Origin of the sequence: Cytobacillus mangrovibacter, from assembly GCF_042865275.1 — a bacterium.
Classification (GTDB): Bacteria; Bacillota; Bacilli; order Bacillales; family Cytobacillaceae; genus Cytobacillus; species Cytobacillus mangrovibacter.
Window position 1 is genome coordinate 347,659 of sequence record NZ_JBIACJ010000001.1, and the last position, 17,487, is coordinate 365,145.

The 17,487-nt window shown below is 36.7% G+C and carries 17 protein-coding genes; 2 read left to right on the forward strand and 15 right to left on the reverse strand.

Annotated elements, in window-relative coordinates; all coding sequences use genetic code 11:
• Positions 1-23: 23 nt before the first annotated feature.
• Positions 24-383, reverse strand: coding sequence for a response regulator (locus tag ACFYKT_RS01735; protein ID WP_389214524.1), 360 nt, complete (start codon positions 381-383; stop codon positions 24-26).
• Positions 384-696: 313 nt separating this feature from the next.
• Positions 697-1,404: a cytochrome c biogenesis CcdA family protein gene (locus ACFYKT_RS01740; RefSeq protein ID WP_389214526.1), complete on the reverse strand. Its 708-nt coding sequence runs from the start codon at positions 1,402-1,404 to the stop codon at positions 697-699.
• Between the two features lie 327 nt (positions 1,405-1,731).
• On the opposite strand from ACFYKT_RS01740, the gene ACFYKT_RS01745 reads away from it, so the two are divergent.
• Positions 1,732-1,902, forward strand: a complete 171-nt coding sequence (locus ACFYKT_RS01745; RefSeq protein ID WP_389214529.1) for a Spo0E family sporulation regulatory protein-aspartic acid phosphatase — start codon at positions 1,732-1,734, stop codon at positions 1,900-1,902.
• Positions 1,903-1,946: 44 nt separating this feature from the next.
• Here ACFYKT_RS01745 and ACFYKT_RS01750 read toward each other — a convergent pair whose 3' ends face one another.
• From ACFYKT_RS01750 to yneA, 8 genes are all read right to left on the reverse strand, one after another.
• Positions 1,947-3,740, reverse strand: coding sequence for an ABC transporter ATP-binding protein (locus tag ACFYKT_RS01750; RefSeq protein ID WP_389214532.1), 1,794 nt, complete (start codon positions 3,738-3,740; stop codon positions 1,947-1,949).
• A gap of 4 nt (positions 3,741-3,744) precedes the next feature.
• Positions 3,745-5,493: an ABC transporter transmembrane domain-containing protein gene (locus tag ACFYKT_RS01755; protein WP_389214535.1), complete on the reverse strand. Its 1,749-nt coding sequence runs from the start codon at positions 5,491-5,493 to the stop codon at positions 3,745-3,747.
• A 408-nt stretch (positions 5,494-5,901) separates the two neighbouring features.
• Positions 5,902-6,114: a YneF family protein gene (locus tag ACFYKT_RS01760; protein WP_389214537.1), complete on the reverse strand. Its 213-nt coding sequence runs from the start codon at positions 6,112-6,114 to the stop codon at positions 5,902-5,904.
• A gap of 88 nt (positions 6,115-6,202) precedes the next feature.
• Positions 6,203-6,640 carry a sporulation inhibitor of replication protein SirA gene (gene sirA / locus ACFYKT_RS01765; protein WP_389214540.1) on the reverse strand — a complete coding sequence of 146 codons (438 nt, stop codon included), beginning with the start codon at positions 6,638-6,640 and terminating at the stop codon, positions 6,203-6,205.
• Between the two features lie 323 nt (positions 6,641-6,963).
• On the reverse strand, positions 6,964-8,970 hold the full coding sequence (gene tkt / locus ACFYKT_RS01770) for a transketolase (protein WP_389214543.1): 2,007 nt from the start codon (positions 8,968-8,970) through the stop codon (positions 6,964-6,966).
• A gap of 169 nt (positions 8,971-9,139) precedes the next feature.
• Positions 9,140-9,373, reverse strand: a complete 234-nt coding sequence (locus ACFYKT_RS01775; protein ID WP_389214546.1) for a DUF896 domain-containing protein — start codon at positions 9,371-9,373, stop codon at positions 9,140-9,142.
• A gap of 72 nt (positions 9,374-9,445) precedes the next feature.
• Positions 9,446-10,096 (reverse strand): YneB family resolvase-like protein, encoded by a 651-nt coding sequence (locus ACFYKT_RS01780; protein ID WP_389214549.1) that lies wholly within the window; start codon positions 10,094-10,096, stop codon positions 9,446-9,448.
• A 20-nt stretch (positions 10,097-10,116) separates the two neighbouring features.
• The gene (gene yneA / locus ACFYKT_RS01785) at positions 10,117-10,440 is read right to left on the reverse strand and encodes a cell division suppressor protein YneA (RefSeq protein ID WP_389214552.1); all 324 of its coding nucleotides are present in this window, start codon (positions 10,438-10,440) and stop codon (positions 10,117-10,119) included.
• Between the two features lie 154 nt (positions 10,441-10,594).
• Here yneA and lexA point away from each other — a divergent pair, with 154 nt between their 5' ends.
• Complete coding sequence (gene lexA, locus ACFYKT_RS01790; RefSeq protein WP_389215392.1) at positions 10,595-11,218, forward strand: transcriptional repressor LexA; 624 nt, start codon at positions 10,595-10,597, stop codon at positions 11,216-11,218.
• 320 nt (positions 11,219-11,538) lie between these two features.
• Here lexA and glnA read toward each other — a convergent pair whose 3' ends face one another.
• The 5 genes from glnA to spoVK form a co-directional block, all read right to left on the reverse strand.
• Positions 11,539-12,873 carry a type I glutamate--ammonia ligase gene (gene glnA, locus ACFYKT_RS01795; protein WP_389214554.1) on the reverse strand — a complete coding sequence of 445 codons (1,335 nt, stop codon included), beginning with the start codon at positions 12,871-12,873 and terminating at the stop codon, positions 11,539-11,541.
• A 34-nt stretch (positions 12,874-12,907) separates the two neighbouring features.
• Positions 12,908-13,309 carry a MerR family transcriptional regulator gene (locus ACFYKT_RS01800; protein WP_389214557.1) on the reverse strand — a complete coding sequence of 134 codons (402 nt, stop codon included), beginning with the start codon at positions 13,307-13,309 and terminating at the stop codon, positions 12,908-12,910.
• Between the two features lie 412 nt (positions 13,310-13,721).
• On the reverse strand, positions 13,722-14,993 hold the full coding sequence (locus ACFYKT_RS01805; protein ID WP_389214560.1) for a methionine gamma-lyase family protein: 1,272 nt from the start codon (positions 14,991-14,993) through the stop codon (positions 13,722-13,724).
• A 13-nt stretch (positions 14,994-15,006) separates the two neighbouring features.
• Positions 15,007-16,263 carry a GTPase HflX gene (gene hflX, locus ACFYKT_RS01810; protein WP_389214563.1) on the reverse strand — a complete coding sequence of 419 codons (1,257 nt, stop codon included), beginning with the start codon at positions 16,261-16,263 and terminating at the stop codon, positions 15,007-15,009.
• Positions 16,264-16,398: 135 nt separating this feature from the next.
• Positions 16,399-17,346, reverse strand: coding sequence for a stage V sporulation protein K (gene spoVK / locus ACFYKT_RS01815; protein ID WP_389214566.1), 948 nt, complete (start codon positions 17,344-17,346; stop codon positions 16,399-16,401).
• Positions 17,347-17,487: the final 141 nt, after the last annotated feature.

Sequence of the window (17,487 nt, forward strand, 5' to 3'; positions counted from 1 at the left end):
AGACCTTCGAGTCAGCTATATAATTAACTTAATACTCTATTTACAGCGTCTAGTACACGCCCTTCATCAAAGGGCTTTACAATGAAATCTTTTGCCCCAGCTTCAATTGCTTCTACAACCATCTTTTGTTGGCCCATTGCAGAACACATAATCACTTTCGCACTAGGATACTCCTTCTTAATTGCCTTTACTGCCTCAAGTCCGCTCATTTCAGGCATTGTAATATCCATAGTCACTAAATCTGGATTCAGTTCTTTATATAAATGGATTGCCTCGAGCCCATTTTCCCCTTCACCAACAACCTCATGATTCGCCTTTTTAAGAATATTTGATAATGTTAGTCTCATGAATTTTGCATCATCTACAATCAGTATTCTTGCCATCGCTGTTTCCCCCTTGATCATACAACGGAAGTCCTATCTATTATAGCTAATTGGACTTTTGAAAACCATTAAAAGCACTTCAAACTTATAACTTTACAAAAAATATTCATGAACATCTGCTCATGACCAAGTATCTAAATGTAAATCTGCCTACTGTACTGTTTATTCAATCATACAAATAGACTAAGTAATCAGACCTATAATTTATTTTTCACACAAAAAACGAACATGTATTATTATATCGGAAATAAACAGAAATTTCATTCTAAAGAAAACGACAAATTTCGCAGCACGCTTTACAAACCATATCAGATTAAAATCCTGTAAATCCGCCAAATACGGATGTGAGTAAAGCAATAATCTTTGTCATCCAGTCAAAGAATAAGACAAGTCCCATCACCATCATAATATAACCGCCAGCTTTCATGATCGTGACACTGTACTTTCGAATCCATTTCATCTTACCAATAAAGAACGAAAGGATAAAGAATGGAATAGCAAAGCCTAAAATATAGGCAATCATGTATACCATCGCAGAACCTGGGTTAGAAGCTGCCAAGGTAATAACTGCACCTAAAATCGGTCCTGTACAAGGCGTCCAACCTGCTGCAAAGGCCATCCCAATTAAAGACGAACCAATAAAACCTGATGGGCGGTTCTTAAATGCAAACCGTCTCTCTTTAATTAGAAATTCAGGTTTAATAAAACCAACAACAACTAAACCAAAGAAGAAGATGAAAATGGCGCCGATTTGACGAATTAAATCTTGATAGTCTACGAAGAAACTGCCAATAAAGGAGGTTCCAAATCCAATCGCAATAAATATGAGTGAAAAACCAATTAGAAAAAAGATTGTATGTAACATGCTGCGTCTTTGGAGCATCGCATTTTCCTCTTTAAGTTCACCTACAGACATCCCAGTAATATAAGACAGGAACGCCGGGTATAAAGGTAAACAGCAAGGAGATATGAAACTTAAAAATCCAGCTCCTAACGCTAAAAACACATTCAAATCTGTCATAAGCTAACCTCTCCCGTTTAAACTAATTCATTTCTCATTCTAACAAAAGAAGGCATGAAAAGATAATGTTTAGTTTTTGAACAATTTGTGACTAAACAAATAGGTTGTTTTGATCATATTTGTAAGAGTTTTTCTCTTTTAACAAATAAAAACTTGTAAAATTATGTAGATTATTTAAAGTTTCTTTTGAATTTTTTCCCATAATTCGCTATACTATAGTAAATCCTAACAAATATTGTTAGAATTTTTATGTTTTTACATGGTTTTTTTCTGGAGCTACTTATGTATTATAATCACATGTTAAAAAGATTTGAAAGGAAATTGGCTGTGTCAAAACAAGATTTAATCCAATTAATTGAACAAAAAAGGCTAGAACTGATTCAAGTGGCCATGAAAAATGGTTTAACCTCTTCAATAGCTATTAGAACAAGCCAGGAATTGGATAAACTATTGAATGAGTACAACAGAATATTCATTAAAAAAATTCCCATGCACTAAAAAAACCAGCTTTGGCAGTGATATACTCCAAGCTGGTTATTTTTTTATCCAACGCTATTCTCCACTCGTTCAATTGAACTATTTTGCAGCAGATACATTTTATGATATAAACCACGCTTAGCAAGAAGTTCTTGATGATTCCCTCTCTCAACAATCTCCCCTTGATGCAAGACAAGGATTAATTCCGCATCTTGAATCGTAGAGAGCCGGTGGGCTATTGCAATTGTCGTTCTTCCTTTTCGCATTTTCGCTAAGGCAATCTGGATGGCTTCCTCTGTTTCAGTATCGATATTAGCGGTTGCCTCATCTAGAACAAGAATTTTTGGATTCGCCGCAATCGTTCGGGCGAAAGCAAGAAGCTGTCGCTGTCCACTTGAAAATGTAGAACCTCTTTCCACTACTTGATGGCTGTAGCCATCCTCAAGCTTCTCAATAAATTGATGTGCTTGCACAAACTGAGCAGCTTCTTCAATTTCTGCATCAGTCATTTCATGGTTATGAAGTCGAATATTATCTTTAATCGTCCCAAAGAATACGAAAGGGTCTTGTAATACTAAGCCCATTTTTGCTCTCAACTCATCCTGTGAGTAGGTTTTGATTGATTGACCATCAATCAAAATATCTCCTCTCTCAAACTCGTAAAAACGCATCATTAAATTGATTATTGAGCTTTTCCCGCTCCCTGTATGACCAACAAGTGCAACTGTTTCACCTGGTTTTGCTGTGAAAGAGATATTTTTAAGCACATCCCTCTTGTTATCATAAGAAAAACTTACATTGCGAAATTGTATTTCCCCTTCTTTGATTATATCATTTCCAACTAGACTTTGTGCTGGGGATAATTCTGTTTCATCTATTACTTTAAATACTCTAGAAGCCGCAACGATCGCCTGTTGGTACATGGAGAGTCTTTGCATCATATTGTTAATAGGCTCGAAGAAACGGTCTAAATAACTAATAAAGGCATAGAGAACACCAATTTCAATTGGGCTGTTAAACGAAGTAATCCCAAAGAAACTCAAAATAATTATTATCGCCAAAACATAGACTAAATCAATCGCGGGCCTTAATAATAAACCATCAATTTTAATATTTCTCATACCGGCCTGATAATGCTGTTCATTAATTTCAGCAAATTCCTTACGGAGCCTTTTTTCCTGACGAAACACTTGAATGATTGCCATCCCTTGCAACGATTCGCTAAGTTTCGCATTAAGCTGACTTAGCCTCTCTCTTAAATCCTGGTAAAAGATCGAACTATATTTCCGATAGGCTTGCATTATGAAAAAAATGAGCGGCAAGATCACTAAACAAAATAGTGCCAGTTTTACATTCAAGATAAACATCGCAATAAAGATCCCGACAATTAAAAATGCACCTTGAATAAAAGTAACTAATACACTAACAAACATATCCTTGATTGCTTCAGTGTCATTGGTAACACGGGAAACAATACTTCCAGCTGGCGTCTTATCAAAATATTTTAATCCGAGTGACTGAACTTTCGAAAAAACATCAACCCGAAGCTGTTGGATGATTTTTAAAGCAATCTCCTGAAACTTAAGCAGTTGAAAATAGGAAACTAGCACATTCATAATCTGTATGCCAATAAATGCGGCGCCTAAAGCAAAAAGTGGTTCAAATACAAGGTTACGAGGGGTCAAATAATCATCAATAAAAATTTTGATTAATATTGGTCCCAATATGTCTCCGGCGGTCGTAATTAGAAGCAAACTAAATGCTAGTATAATTGTTTTTAAATGCGGCTTCGTATAGGAAAGAAGGCGAAAAAGAACTTGCCGCTGTTCTTTCCCTTTTATTCCAGTCGTCTTTTCCATTTAGTTAACCTCCATGCTCCACAAGTTCTTCTAGCTGCTGATGCAGGTACATTTCCTTATACCATCCATTTTCCAGCATTAATTTCTCATGTGTACCTCTTTGAACTATTTTGCCCTCATCAAGTACTAGAATCAGATTCGCATGCTGGATCGCACTCAGCCGATGTGCAGTTATAATGGTCGTTTTTCCTTCTCTGTTCTGCCTTAATGCATTCAGAATCTCCTCTTCTGTTTTTGCATCGACTGCTGATAAGGAGTCATCTAAGATCAACACTTCAGGATTCATAATTAATGCCCTAGCAATGGATATCCTTTGCTTTTGTCCACCAGAAAGGGACACACCTCTTTCTCCAACAACCGTTTCATAACCTTCACTGAATTGGAGAATATCCTCATGAATATTTGCTGTTCTTGCAGCCTCATATATTTCTTCTATCTCTGCTTTAGGATTTGTAAAAGCTATATTTTCAGCAACTGTTGAAGAAAATAAGAAATGGTCTTGTGGAACATATCCGATTGCCTCTCTTAGCTTTTCTAACCGATATCGAAATAAGGGATGACCGGCGAACTGGATCGTTCCGTTCGAGCCTTCAAACTCACGAATAAGCAATTTCAGTAAAGTGGTTTTACCTGAACCAGTCTTCCCAACAACCCCTAATGTCTCGCCTCTTTTTAATGTAAAATGGATATCCTTTAATAGTGGCTCTTTTTCATCTGGATATGAAAACTCATATAAATTAAATTCAATATCCCCGCTTGGAATGGTTTCAATTGAGTCCTCTTTATCGATAATGTCCGCTTTTTCAGCAAGAAGTGCTGTCACACGGTCATTTGATGCACGTCCCCTCTCAACAATATTGAACAACCATCCAAATGCCAGCATCGGCCAAATAAGCAGCCCTAAGTACGTTGTAAAGGAAACAAGCTGACCGATCGTCAATTCATCATCAAGCACATATTTTGCCCCAAACGCGATTGAAAGGAAATAAGATATACCAACAATTAGCGAAATGGTTGGATCAAATAATGAATCTATTCTTGCTACTGATATATTTTTTTGAACAACATCCTCCGATTGCTTTCGAAAATCCTCGATGTCTTCTTTTTCTTGTCCAAATGTCTTTATTACTTTAATTCCTGTAACGCTTTCCTGTGTTTTATCATTAAGAGATGAGAATGCCTCTTGTGCCTTGTGGAACTTCTTATGCAGCATCGTCCCATACCAGCTCGTTAAAATGGCCATAAGCGGCATTGGGATTAAAGCAATTAATGTCAGCTTCCAACTAATCGTTGTTGCCATCGCGATAATGACAAATCCACCTGTCGCTAATGAATCAACAAAAGTTAATACACCAGAACCTGCCGTTTGCTGTATCGCCTGTAAGTCATTTGTCGCATGTGCCATTAAATCGCCTACACGCTTTTTTTGATAGAAGGATTGAGACATATTAGTAAAATGCTGATACAATTTATTTCTTAATTGCTTTGACAACTTTACTGCAGAGCCAAAAATCATTATTCTCCAATAATAACGAAGGATATACATAATGGCAGCTGCAGCAATTAATACCCCAATCCATATAAGCATAATTTCCCTCGTTAATGTACCTTCTTTAATATGATCAACAAAGATACCAATCACTCTAGGTGGAATTAACTGAAGAAATGCCACAAATAAAAGGATAACAATTCCAGTCAAGTAGGCTTTCTTTTCCTGCTTAAAAAACCACATTAAATCTAAAAATACTTTCATATTCATATCCTCCGTGGTACTTGATAGAACCATAATATTTAGTAAAAATCACGCATTCACTGAAAATTCAATATTATACTAATATCAAATATTTCCATACAAAAAAATTGTATAGCTTAAATAGTTTATCAAATATTTTAAAAATAAGGAAGATTATTATTATATTTTACCTAAGAAGAAAAAGCACCCATTAATGAATCCAACAAAAAACCCACTTTTTCTGCTGAATTTTTCAGCAGAAAAAGTGGGTTTTGGATTGCAAATAAGAAAAGTCAACCAATTTGAAGTAGAGTCCATTAGAAAGATTAACCTATCTACCTATCCAATAAGAAGAACTCCAGTATCATCTTGGTTATCGCTCAAACATGAAATCCTTATATAATATACTAAGGATTTGCTTGTCCGCTATTATTTTGATTGTTTGTTCATAGCGTTCATCATTTGATTGATTTTCTTTTGTGAAGGTTTTTGCCCCATTTGCATCATCATCATTTTTAACATTTGTTCATTAATTGGTGGATTTTTCTTTAAATAGCTCATCATATACTTTCGAGCAATGAAAAATCCTAGTGCTACTCCAGCAAGAAGAGCCAGAATACCAACTAGAATATATGGCCACATATAAAACTTCCTCCTTCATGTTGTCTAACATACAGTGTACTAAACCAAAGGTTATTATACAATATTTGCTTCATATTTTCTTCTTTTTTTAGACGAATTTTCTTTCTTTTATCGGTTTTAGCCAACCATATCGATGATGTTTAAGATCGATTGCTAAAAAGAATGATTCACTTTTTCGTAGAACTTCAAAAAATATTGCTTCTGCATCATAATTGCCACTAGCTTCTAATATCAATGATTGATCTTTAACTTCAAGCTTGGCATTGCTTTTTTTCCCAACCTTTATATAGTATGCTCCTTTTTTTGCCAAAAAGTCGTTCTTTCTATACAAATGCTGATTTATATATTGATGAAGTTTTAACCCCGGTATTGGTTTTGTAATAAATTGAATCTGCTTAGACAAAATAGATTTCAATGCACCGGATGATTCCTCAAATTCCTGAAATAACTGAAAAAACATCTTTTCCCTTCCAACATAATGGGAAGCAAACTCCTCTTCAATTAAATACAATTGATAGGCTCTCATCCAAACATCTCCCTCTGGGACAACCCCCTTTCTTCTTATTATAATGAATATTCTCAAAGCAATCTGTCTGTTGACGTCAAAAATTTCCTCTTGTTTTGTCGAAAGCACAAAATTCACAAATTTTTCAAATAATATGTTGGTATTTCTTTAAAAATGAATGGGCCAAAAAAACAAACATGAGCATCTGTTCCCAATCAAGTATGTAAATGTAGGGCAGCCTAATTTCACTGCTGGTTATTACTAAAGGCTTGTTCACTAAATCAGACCGACCATTAATTTTTTACAAAGAAAAGAAGAGTACGCATACTCTTCTTTTCAATTGATTAATTTTGTAATAATAACTTAACACGAGAAACAACATTATTTACGGAGAAACCATACTCCTCCATAATTTTTTCACCAGGAGCTGATGCACCAAATTGATCGATTGCCAGTACATCCCCTTCATCGCCTGCATATCGATGCCAGCCGAATGAAGAACCCATTTCAATAGCCAATCTCTTCTTCACATCTTTTGGTAATACACTTTCTTTGTACTCTTTAGACTGGGCCTCAAAACGATCCCATGCAGGCATACTCACTACAGAAGCATGAATACCTTCTGCTTCTAACACTTTTTGTGCTTCAACAGCCAAATTGACTTCTGATCCAGCAGCAATTAAAAGGACATCTGCTTTCTCTTGGCTAGTTGGTGAGATAACATAACCACCTTTAGAAACTCCTTCATAGGCAGTTACATTTGTTCCCTTTAATGTAGGAAGATCTTGACGTGTTAACACTAAGGCTGTTGGTTTATTTGTTGATTCAACAGCCAGCTTCCACGCTGCAGCCGTTTCATTTCCATCTGCAGGTCGAATAACAGAAAGATTAGGCATCGCACGTAAGGCAGCCAATTGTTCGATTGGTTCATGTGTTGGTCCATCTTCTCCAACAGCAATACTATCATGTGTAAAAACGTAAGTGACAGGTAGTTTCATCAATGCCGCTAGACGAATAGCTGGACGTAGATAATCTGAGAATACAAAGAATGTTCCTCCAAATACCTTCAACCCTCCGTGTAGTGCCATCCCATTAAGTGCTGCACCCATAGCAAATTCACGAACACCAAACCAGATATTTTTTCCCTCGAATGAACCTGGTGCAAAATCTGATTCACCTTTAATCATTGTTTTATTTGATCCAGCAAGGTCAGCAGAACCTCCAATGAATGATGGCAAATTCTTAGCGATTGCATTTATTGCTTCTCCAGAAGAGGCACGGCTTGCAAGGCTCTTTCCTTCCTCATAAACAGGGATTTCTTTGTCCCAGCCCTCTGGAAGTTCACCTTTAATTGCAAGATCAAGTTGAGCTCCTAATTCAGGGTATTTACTCTTATATTGGGTAAACATTTCATTCCATTCTTGCTCTTTCTTTTCACCATGCTCAACTACTTGCTTTTTGAAATGAGCATATACTTCATCTGGAACATAGAAGTCTTCTTCAAACGTCCATTTATATGCTTCTTTTGTTAATTTCAGTTCAGCCGCACCGAGTGGAGATCCATGAGAATCTGATTTACCAGATTTGTTTGGAGAACCATATCCAATGACTGTTTTCACTTCAATTAGTGTTGGATGATTCTCATCTTTTTTTGCTTCTTCAAGTGCTTTCGCAATCTCAGAAAGATCATTTCCATCTTCGACTTTTAAATACTGCCAACCATATGAAGTAAAACGCTGGGCAACACTTTCTGAGAAAGATTTGTCTAAATCACCATCTAGAGAAATATCATTAGAATCATAAAGGACAACTAGTCTTCCAAGCTTTAAATGACCTGCAAGAGAAGCAGCTTCAGCAGATACGCCCTCCATTAAATCTCCATCTCCACAGATGCTGTATGTATAGTGATCAACAATATCCATTTGATCTTTATTATAAACAGATGCCAAATGACGTTCAGCCATCGCCATCCCTACAGACATTGCTATACCTTGTCCTAGTGGTCCTGTTGTTGCATCTACACCTGCTGTATGCCCAAACTCTGGATGACCAGGTGTCTTACTTCCCCATTGTCTAAACTCTTTAATGTCTTTCATTGCAACATCGTAGCCTGAAAGATGAAGAAGACTATATAAAAGCATTGAGCCATGTCCTGCAGAAAGTACAAAACGGTCACGGTTGAACCAGTTAGGGTTTTTCGGATTATGATTCATATATCTCGTCCAAAGTGTATACGCCATTGGTGCAGCACCCATTGGCATTCCTGGGTGTCCAGAATTGGCCTTTTCAATGGCATCAATAGATAAAGTACGAATCGAGTTTATTGATAAAGCATCATTTTGATCAAACATCAAATACATCTCCTCTATGAGTAATCACTACTCTTTTAATAATATAGACTGCTTCCTCGATATTCAATATATTGTATCATTGACAAGGAAAAATCCGCTGTATTTCATATTTTGTCACAAACATACAACCATATGTAAAGAAGGAATACAAAACCATGTATTCCTTCTTTTAATGAAGATGGCTCTTATTCTGAACCTCTTTGAGCTTTTTAGGTGTAACATCATCCCCATTAGGATCAACAATCGTAACCCCTTTAAGCGTATTTAACATGGAAGAGCGAAATGTCTCTAAGTATTCCCTCCGTAGAGCAGATTGTTCCTTGGCTTCTACTTCAGTTAGACCTGATTCCTTTGCTTTCTTTGCAAGCGTATTGATACGCGCAAGTTTGTCTTTAGGCAGCATAATAAGGCTCCTTTTTATTCATTAAACTCAACTGCCATAATACTAGAAATGCGAACTTTTGACAAGAAAAGTTCACTCACTTGAATTGGATTCAGTATATTCCTGAAACCTTCTATGCACAGTTGCTTTTGAAATATCGTAGCCGAATCCCCTTAAAGTAGCCGCAATCTCTGAAAAGGTCAATTTATTTTTCCTCAGTCTAACAATTTCTTCAATAGGTACTTCGATACGTTCTCTGCCAGAATGGGCACCCAAATTCGCTAAGTTTTTTTCAGGTCTGTATCCATTTTTCACAGCCCTCCTCATCCCACGTTTGATCTTAATATTATGTAGTTTCCTTTGGTATTCCTCTACCATTCCAACAATATTTAAAACCATTGAGTCTGATTCAGAAAGCTGCAGCTCACCATTGTGTGAAATACTGTATAATTTAATCCCTTCTTTTAAAATACAATGAAGGATCGCAATCTTTGCATTGCCGCGACCTAGTCTTGTTTCATCCTGGATAAGAATTACTTCTATCTGCTTTTCTTTCATAAGCGATAAAAGCTCGAGAATTCCATCTCTATCAAGTTCAAAGCCGCTTGCTTGTTCTTTAATAATCTTAACTATTTGAAATCCCTGATCATTAGCGAGCTTTGTTAACTCTTCTTCTTGTCTAGCAAGGGATGTTTCCTGCGTTTGCTTAGTTGTACTGACACGGCAGTATATTATTGCTTTCATACTTAGTCCTTCCTTAATGCCTATTTACTTTGAGAACTCGCTACTTCCGTTCCCTTCTCCTTTTTTTGAATAATAGGAATCACAAGTTCATCTCCAGGATAGATTCGATCTCCAGAAATTCCATTCTTACTTTCCACCCATTTTACAAATTCCTTGGAAGTTAATTTATGTTCTTCAGAAAATTCCTCTGCAATTTGCCAAAGTGAATCTCCTTCATTAATAGTAATTTTCATTAGTGCATCATCATCTAGTCTATCAAGCTGACAAACAAGTATAAATGTAGTAAATAAGCTTAAAACGAGTAAAATAATAGCATAAGAATATCGATTCCACAATTTTTTCATCTTCCAGCACCTCAATAAGAATATACGTTCGTTTGATAACTCGATTATAAACCGAACATTTGTTTTATGTCAACAAATATTCGAACTTATGTTTGTACATATATATTAAAGATGCTATAATTAGGAAAAGAAAATCATAAGAGGTGTAATTATGATGGTAAAATTATCGAAAAGACAGCAGGATATATTAGACTTCATTAAAGATGAGGTTAGATTAAAAGGTTATCCACCATCCGTCAGAGAAATCGGGGAAGCAGTCGGTCTAGCATCAAGTTCAACCGTACACGGACATCTTGCTAGATTAGAAACAAAGGGATTAATACGAAGAGACCCTACTAAACCGCGTGCCATTGAAATTCTTGATTTAGATGAAGGAGCAGGAACTCTAAATTATAAAGTAGTGAATGTGCCTATCGTTGGAAAAGTAACAGCTGGTTTACCAATCACAGCTATTGAGAATGTCGAGGAGTATTTTCCATTACCAGAAAGACTTGCACCTGCAGATGAGCAAGTTTTCATGCTTGAGATTATGGGAGAAAGTATGATTGAGGCTGGAATATTAGATGGCGATTACGTAATTGTAAGACAGCAAAGCACAGCTAATAATGGGGATATTATCGTTGCAATGACAGAAGAAGATGAAGCAACCGTTAAGAGATTCTTCAAAGAAAAAGATCGAATCAGGCTTCAACCAGAAAATTCAACAATGGAGCCAATTATTCTCCGCAATGTTTCTATTTTAGGAAAAGTTATCGGAGTATATCGCGACATTCATTAATCTTATGCCTAATAAATAGGGAAACCTCGATTGTAGAGGTTTCCCTATTCCTTATTTACTGCCACCAACACCATTTAATTCAAACTATCATTGTATATTTGTATCTATTTTTTAAGTTTGGAAAATAAGAATTTTGTTAGGCATTAAACACAAAAAGAGACTGGGACAAAAGGTTTTCAGCAACTTAAAAAGCCGAACTATTATTAGAAATGCTAACACAGCATTTTGCAATAGTTCGGCTTTCTGTATTTAGATATTAAAAAAAATTTATCATTCGGCTTTGGACACAGCTAAATTAGTTATGTCCCAGCCTCTTTTTATTAATACATCGATAAATACTGCTCGCGCTCCCATGGATGGACTTGAGTACGGAACATATCCCATTCGATTTCTTTCGCTTCAACAAAGTGCTCAAAAATATGATCACCTAGAGCAGAAACGATCGTTTCATTTTCTTTTAATTTAACTAGCGCTTCAGCAAGCGTTGATGGAAGATCATCAATGCCCTCAGCTATGCGCTCTTCTTTGCTCATCACATATATATTGCGATCAACAGATGCTGGTGGAACAAGATTGTTTTTAATACCATCAAGACCAGCTTTAAGTAAGACAGCCATTGCCAGATATGGATTGGCTGCAGGATCAACACTTCGAACCTCTACGCGTGTACTTACTCCTCTTGAAGAAGGAATACGAATTAATGGTGAACGATTCTGTGCAGACCACGCTACATAACACGGTGCTTCATATCCTGGTACTAAACGCTTAAAAGAGTTGACTGTCGGATTCGTTACAGCTGTAAAGCTTGTCGCATGTTTGAGTATACCTGCAATAAATTGACGTGCTGTATCACTCATTTGCAAGTCTCCTTTTTCATCAAAGAAAGCGTTCTTCCCTTCTTTAAATAAGGATACATTGCAATGCATGCCAGATCCTGCAACCCCGAATAATGGCTTTGGCATAAATGTAGCATGAAGTCCGTGCTTACGTGCAATTGTTTTTACAACAAGTTTGAACGTTTGAATTTGGTCACAAGCTGTTAGTGCATCAGCATATTTAAAGTCAATCTCATGCTGCCCTGGCGCCACTTCATGATGTGATGCCTCAATTTCAAATCCCATTTCTTCCAATTCAAGAACGATATCACGACGACAATTTTCTCCAAGATCTGTTGGAGCTAAGTCAAAATATCCACCGTTATCGTTTAACTCTAATGTTGGTTCACCATTTTGATCAAGCTTAAATAAGAAGAATTCTGGTTCTGGGCCAAGGTTGAAATTCGTAAACCCTATTTCTTCCATTTCCTTCAATATACGTTTTAAGTTATTACGGGGATCCCCTTGAAAAGGAGTACCATCTGCATTATGGATATCACAAATAAGTCGGGCAACCTTGCCTTTTTCAGCTGTCCAAGGAAACACTACCCACGTATCTAAATCTGGAAATAAGTACATATCAGATTCTTCAATTCGAACAAACCCTTCGATTGATGAACCATCAAACATCATTTTATTATCAAGTGCTTTTTCAAGCTGACTAATAGGAATCTCTACATTTTTTATAGTCCCTAAAATGTCTGTAAACTGCAGTCGAATGAACTTTACATTTTCTTCCTCTGAAATCCGTTTAATATCCTCTTTTGTGAACCTTGACATATTAAAAATTCCTCCCTAACTTATTTCCCATTCATCAATGGAAGAAACGAGTGACATTCCCTTGAGTTGATGATGGGTGATTGAATCTTCCTGCTTGAACAATTTCTTTTCTAAGATGCCTTCTAATCTCGTCATTGGATAATTCACGATCTGTTTTAACAGGTCTTAAATCTGCTGCAAGCACATCTTGATTTTTCACAAAAAATAGCTGTTTTATCCCAGCCAAATTAATGCCTTGATCAATTAGATCTTTAATTTCAAGCAACTTATCAATATCGTTTAACGAAAACATTCTTCTATTGCCTTCAGATCTGGCTGGAGAAATCAATTGGTGCTCTTCATAATATCGAATTTGTCTTGCAGTTAATTCAGTTAGCTGCATGACAGGCCCAATTGGAAAAAGCGGCATGGAACGACGAATCTTGCTTCCAGTCACGCATTTCTCCTCCTTTTCTCATTTTCTTTACTTAATATAAATGATGTTAGGTTATTTGTCAAATTGATGTTAGGTTATCTAACATCAATTTTTCTTGTTACTAACTATTGAGTTTTTAGTAAAACAAGGAACATAAAAAAATCCCAATTCTCTTAAAGAAGGATTGGGATTTTCAAGTTGCTTTTTTCTGTTATTTGCTCAATCGTACGTAATGAAGGACACTTTTTCTGTTTTTGAACAAGTTTTGGCCTTCATCCCCTTGATGAAAGATTTTTTTCACGATTTCGAATAAGTTTTGGCCCTCATCTTTTGTATGAAGACGATTTCACTTAATTTTCAACTGTATATTGTCTTTCATATAAAGAAGCGCTCACTCAATAGCTAATTAAATAGATATCTTTTGTGCCTGTGCTTACTTTAAATCAATTAATCCCTTTTCTGCCAATCCGTCTATAGCTAAGCAAATGGCAATTTTCACATGGGAGTAGGTTAGACCGCCCTGAACATAGGCAACATATGGTGGCCTAATTGGACCATCCGCTGAAAGTTCAATGCTCGCTCCCTGAACAAAGGCACCTGCTGCCATGATCACATCATCCTCATATCCTGGCATTGGGCTTGGATAGGGGGTAACATGGGAATTAATCGGAGCTGCATATTGAATCGCTTGGCAAAAAGCGACCATTTTATCACGGTCATCAAACTGAACGGATTGGATGAGGTCGGTTCTTTTTGCATGCCATTTTGGAGATGAATTCATCCCTAATCGTTCTAGAATAGCCGAAGTAAATACGGCGCCTTTTAATGCCTGTCCTACGATATGAGGGGCTAAGAAAAAGCCTTGGTACATCTCTTGCAGGCTATATAGTGAGGCACCTGCTTCTGCACCAATTCCAGGAGATGTCATTCGATACGAGCATGCTTCCACCCATTTTTCCTTTCCAACAATATAACCGCCAGTCTTAGCAAGGCCACCGCCAGGATTTTTAATAAGTGAACCTGCCATTAAATCCGCTCCAATATGACATGGCTCCATATCTTCAACAAATTCACCATAGCAATTGTCAACAAACACAACTACATCTGACTTTATTTCTTTTACAAACTGAATCATCTCTTTTATTTCTGCAATCGTAAATGACGGTCTGGTCGCATAGCCTTTTGAACGTTGAATGCTAATCATTTTTGTCGTTGGTTTGATAGCATCAGCTACTGCGACGTAATCAATCGCCCCATTATCTTTTAGACTGACACTATTGTAAGAAATGCCAAATTCCTTTAAAGAACCATTGCCACTTCCTCGGATACCAACAATTTCTTCAAGGGTATCATAAGGCTTACCAGTAATATAAAGAAGTTCATCACCAGGACGAAGCACACCAAACAAGGCAATTGAAATCGCATGTGTGCCAGAAATAATTTGTGGACGAACAAGGGCTGCTTCCCCGCCAAATACTTCCGCATAAATCTTTTCAAGAGTATCGCGTCCCATATCATCATAGCCATAGCCAGTTGTAGGTATAAAATGTGAATCACTTACCTTATAATTTTGAAAGCCTTGTAAAACACGAAACTGATTTTCATCTATTCGCTGATCAATCTGTTGAATTACTTTTGCTATTTGCTGCTCCACCTCATTGACAATTGGCTGCAGTTTTTCCCCGTGTGTTAAATGCTGATACATGCTGTACTCCTATCTATATCTGATATTTACTTAATTGTCCCGAAATTTGATGATCGTCTAAATAATACCCTTTGCAAACATATACTTGTTTCTCCTCATGGAATGTTAATTCACGAAGAATGGATTCATTTTTCAACTGAGAAAGTAGCTTCCCTTCCGTTGATGGAACTTCTACATGATAGGATTTCATCATACTAATAACCATTTCTTCAATTAATTGCTTTAGTTGATGACGATCATTTTCTTCAAATGCACTAATCTGAATAACCTTTGTTTTGGCAATAGGGACAAAATCAGGATGCTTTTGATCTTTTTTATTATAAACGGTTATTTGAGGGATATTGTCATTTTCTAAATCCTTCAATAGTTTATTCACTGTTTGTTCATGTTGATAGTAGTCTGGACTTGAACTGTCTACCAGATGAAGTAAAAGATCTGCTTCTTTCACCTCTTCTAGTGTTGAGCGGAAAGCAGCGATTAATGTCGTTGGCAAATCTTGAATGAATCCAACGGTATCCGTTAAAAGAGTCAGAAAGCCGCTTGGCAATAAAAGCTTTCTTGTCATCGGGTCAAGCGTGGCAAACAATTGGTTTTCTTCAAATGAAGCTGCTTCAGTTAGTCGATTAAATAATGTAGACTTCCCTGCATTCGTATAACCGACAAGAGCAATTTGGAAGGCTTTGTTTTTCTTCCTTCTATCCCGATACCTATCACGATGCTGAACAATGACAGAAAGTTGTGTTTTAATTTCATTAATCCGATTGCGGATATGGCGGCGGTCAGACTCAAGCTTCGTTTCACCTGGTCCACGTGTACCAATCCCTGCACCGAGTCTTGATAATTGCGTACCCTGTCCCATTAGACGCGGCAGCAAATATTGAAGCTGCGCTAGCTCCACTTGGAGTTTTCCTTCTCTAGAACGAGCTCTTCCTGCAAAAATGTCCAAGATTAACTGAGTACGATCAATTATTTTTGCATCAAGATCTTTTGATAGGTTACGGACTTGACTTGGTGATAACTCGTCATTAAATATAATTAAATCCGCTTCTACTTCTTCTTGCAAAGCTACTAATTCAGCAACTTTCCCTTTTCCAATGTATGTAGCTGGATGAACGCGTTCTCTTTTCTGAGTTAACGTAGCCATTACTTCCCCATTAGCTGTTTCTGTCAACGAACCAAGCTCATCCATTGAATATCCAAAACGCTGATCGTCTTCGTTAGTTTGACAACCAACAAGAATAACTTTTTCAATTTCCGTCTTATATTCCAATCAATAACCTTCTTTCCACGATATTCTACCTAACATCATATCAAAAAAGATTTATTATCTCTAATTTTTATTGGATAAACAGTTGCGTTAAATGAAAACAAAAAGGATTCCTATTGGCTGGAATCCTTTATCATCTTATTCCTCATCAAATACTAAATCATTGCTTCTTATTGTAACTAATTCATGTCGATCATACGTATTTTGCATTAATAGCCGCATGGCTTGTGCGCGGATTGACTTCTCAAGTACATTTCTAATATATCTCCCATTCGAGAAGCTAATTGGATTCAAATGTGTTTTAACCCATAATAGATGTTCACGGAGCTTCTTCTCTGCTTCATGACTGAATGTATATTCTCTTTCCTTCAACATTCGTTCTCCAATTTCCATCAGTTGAATAATCGTATAATCTGGAAAATCTATAACGAGTGGAAATCGAGAATGCAAGCCTGGATTTAAGGTTAGAAAATAGTCCATTTCTCTTGAATAGCCTGCTAGAATAAGAATAAATTCGTGCTGTTTGTCCTCCATATGTTTAACAAGTGTATCTATCGCCTCTTTGCCAAAATCCTTCTCCCCGCCTCTTCCAAGTGAGTAAGCTTCATCAATGAAAAGAATTCCACCTATTGCCTTTTTAATTAAATCACGTGTTTTTTGCGCCGTATGTCCAATATATTCGCCAACAAGATCCGCTCGTTCCGCTTCAATTAAATGTCCTTTTGATAACACATTCATTTTTTGAAAGAGTTTGCCAATTAATCTTGCGACCGTTGTTTTCCCTGTACCTGGATTTCCTTTGAACATCATATGGAGTGCCTGTTTTCCTGCTTTTAGGCCGGCTTCCTCCCGTTTTTTATTTACATATATCCATGCATAAACTTCCTTAATCATTCTTTTCATTTCTTCCATCCCAACAAGAGCACCTAATTCATCCTCAATATCCTTTAAAGCACTATGTTCAAGTGGGATATCCTTCGATACAAGTTGAGATTCAGGCAGTTCCTTCGCTAATGTTTTTCGTTTCTGAGAGTTAAGGACAATACTGATCTGTCCGTTATTTTTTAAGCGAATTGGCTGGTCCAAAGCTTTCACCTCACGTTCTCAAAACAGTATACGCCTAGAAGTTGTTTTTGTGACAAAAGCCTATATGAAGTCAAGGATTTTTATCAGCTATTAAATGATGCTATATCTAAATGTATTCACACCATAGCTACTTCATTAAAG

Excerpts from the sequence above, each read along its gene's own strand:
- ACFYKT_RS01735 (WP_389214524.1), bottom strand. The coding sequence starts at position 383 with ATGGCAAGAATACTGATTGTAGATGATGCAAAATTCATGAGACTAACA.
- ACFYKT_RS01740 (WP_389214526.1), bottom strand. The coding sequence starts at position 1,404 with ATGACAGATTTGAATGTGTTTTTAGCGTTAGGAGCTGGATTTTTAAGT.
- ACFYKT_RS01750 (WP_389214532.1), bottom strand. The coding sequence starts at position 3,740 with ATGGAAAAGACGACTGGAATAAAAGGGAAAGAACAGCGGCAAGTTCTT.
- ACFYKT_RS01755 (WP_389214535.1), bottom strand. The coding sequence starts at position 5,493 with ATGAAAGTATTTTTAGATTTAATGTGGTTTTTTAAGCAGGAAAAGAAA.
- ACFYKT_RS01760 (WP_389214537.1), bottom strand. The coding sequence starts at position 6,114 with ATGTGGCCATATATTCTAGTTGGTATTCTGGCTCTTCTTGCTGGAGTA.
- sirA (WP_389214540.1), bottom strand. The coding sequence starts at position 6,640 with ATGAGAGCCTATCAATTGTATTTAATTGAAGAGGAGTTTGCTTCCCAT.
- tkt (WP_389214543.1), bottom strand. The coding sequence starts at position 8,970 with ATGTTTGATCAAAATGATGCTTTATCAATAAACTCGATTCGTACTTTA.
- ACFYKT_RS01775 (WP_389214546.1), bottom strand. The coding sequence starts at position 9,373 with ATGCTGCCTAAAGACAAACTTGCGCGTATCAATACGCTTGCAAAGAAA.
- ACFYKT_RS01780 (WP_389214549.1), bottom strand. The coding sequence starts at position 10,096 with ATGAAAGCAATAATATACTGCCGTGTCAGTACAACTAAGCAAACGCAG.
- yneA (WP_389214552.1), bottom strand. The coding sequence starts at position 10,440 with ATGAAAAAATTGTGGAATCGATATTCTTATGCTATTATTTTACTCGTT.
- lexA (WP_389215392.1), top strand. The coding sequence starts at position 10,595 with ATGGTAAAATTATCGAAAAGACAGCAGGATATATTAGACTTCATTAAA.
- glnA (WP_389214554.1), bottom strand. The coding sequence starts at position 12,873 with ATGTCAAGGTTCACAAAAGAGGATATTAAACGGATTTCAGAGGAAGAA.
- ACFYKT_RS01805 (WP_389214560.1), bottom strand. The coding sequence starts at position 14,993 with ATGTATCAGCATTTAACACACGGGGAAAAACTGCAGCCAATTGTCAAT.